General features: G+C 67.0%; 2 protein-coding genes. One reads left to right on the top strand and one right to left on the bottom strand.

Going from position 1 to position 1,681, the window contains the following annotated elements:
- Positions 1 to 685, bottom strand: a 685-nt coding sequence (locus TBIF_RS14860; RefSeq protein ID WP_024795571.1) for a DUF998 domain-containing protein, incomplete at its 3' end; no start/stop codon positions are given.
- A gap of 199 nt (positions 686 to 884) precedes the next feature.
- Between TBIF_RS14860 and TBIF_RS14855 the strand changes: the two genes are divergently transcribed.
- On the top strand, positions 885 to 1,681 hold a 797-nt coding region (locus TBIF_RS14855), incomplete at its 3' end, for an SDR family NAD(P)-dependent oxidoreductase (RefSeq protein WP_024795570.1).

Genomic DNA, 1,681 nt, shown 5'->3' with positions numbered 1-1,681 from the left:
GTACATTTTTTGGGGATGGCCCCGCACCTTTGGGTGCGGGGCCTTTCTCGTTCCCAAAGCAATATTGGCGGAGCGTGAGGGCGATGACGAGTGGCCAGGTGGTTTGTATGCTGGTGCAGATCCGCTCGCATAGCCCCACGTAGTTGTCGAGTTGCGCCGCGGCGAACAACGCCACCACTGATATCGAGATAAGTATCGCCGCGGCCACAGCGCCGCGGCTCGTGATCAGAGACGGGTGGACTCGGGCCGGGGCGCTGGCCAGGCCGGCCCAGAGGGTCAACAGCACGGCACCGCTGACGGCGCTGACCATATGGGCGGTGCTGGTCCCGTTCACCGGCTGCGGGAACGCGGCCACGAGGGCTGTGCTGGCTCCCGCAATCGCGAGCACGATCCGCGCGGACGCACGGACCCCGGTCAGCCCGCATGCGGTGGCGGTGTTCAGGCAGCCCACTGCCAGCAGTGCGCCGGTCATCACATACCTGTGCTGTGCGCCGTAGGAGGCGAGGAAGCTCACGGATTGCTGCATCGGGCTGAACCCGCTGTCTTGGAGGCGGCCAGCGAGAAGCCAGCCGCCTATCAACATGATCGGCGAGAGCGTCGCGGTAGCCAGGACCCAGCGGTGGGGTCCGGCACGAGAACTCTGCCTCGCTGCCGGATACGCGATCTCGCGCTCCACGGCGCCCACCTCCGCCAGTGTTCTGCACAAATCTCGATAAAGCCATGGCACCGTCCACTGAGCCGCGGTCCGGCAGGCCGGGCTGTTTGGTCCGGGCGAGACTCCTTGGACGTCTCGCTCCCGGTGGCTGGTAGATCCATTCGATCCCTGTGGGGTCTGACACATAGAATCTAGAACAGGTTCACACACGTATGGGAATGGAGCATGGATGAGCGCGGATGATTTCGCTGGCAAGGTAGTCCTGATCACGGGAGCGGCACGCGGGCAGGGGCGCTCGCACGCACTGGCCTACGCGAGGGCCGGCGCGAGCCTGGTGCTGAGCGATCGCTGTTCGGACGCGGCGGCCATCGGCTACCCGCTGGGCACCGAGGCAGACCTCGCCGAGACCGTCCGCCTGGCCGAGGAGCTGGGCGCCAAGGTCTTCTCCGCCGCCGTCAACACCAGCGACCGCGAGGCGATGGACGCACACGTCGCCGAGGGGGAGGCCGCGCTGGGCGGGATCGACATCGCAGTGGCCAACGCCGGCGTCTCCGGCATGGCACCGATCATCGACCACCCGCAGGCGGTCTGGGACGAAGTCATCGGCAGCAACCTGACCGGCGTGTTCAACACGATCGCGTCGGTCGCGCCCGGGATGGCCGCGCGCGGCTACGGCCGCATCGTCACGGTGTCCTCGATGCTCGGTCGCAGCTCCGCGCCGAGCCAGGCCGCGTATACCGCCTCCAAATGGGGCGTCATTGGGATGTCGAAGTCGACGGCGCAGGAGCTCGCGCACTCGGGCGTCACCGTGAATGTGGTGGCCCCCGGCAACATCGACACCCCGATGGTCAAGAACGACAACTTGTACAGGAAGATTCGCCCCGATCTCGAGTCGCCGACGTGGGAAGACATCGAGCCGCTGCTCGGGATGCTGCACGCGCAGCCGATCGCGATCCTGCCGCCCGAGGACGTCACCCGCGTCGTGCTGTTCCTCACGGCCGAGGCCAGCGCCCACCTGACCGGCAT

The organism is Tomitella biformata AHU 1821 (assembly GCF_000524475.1).
GTDB classification, from domain to species: domain Bacteria; phylum Actinomycetota; class Actinomycetes; order Mycobacteriales; family Mycobacteriaceae; genus Tomitella; species Tomitella biformata.
This window is presented reverse-complemented; position numbering and strand designations above follow the sequence as displayed.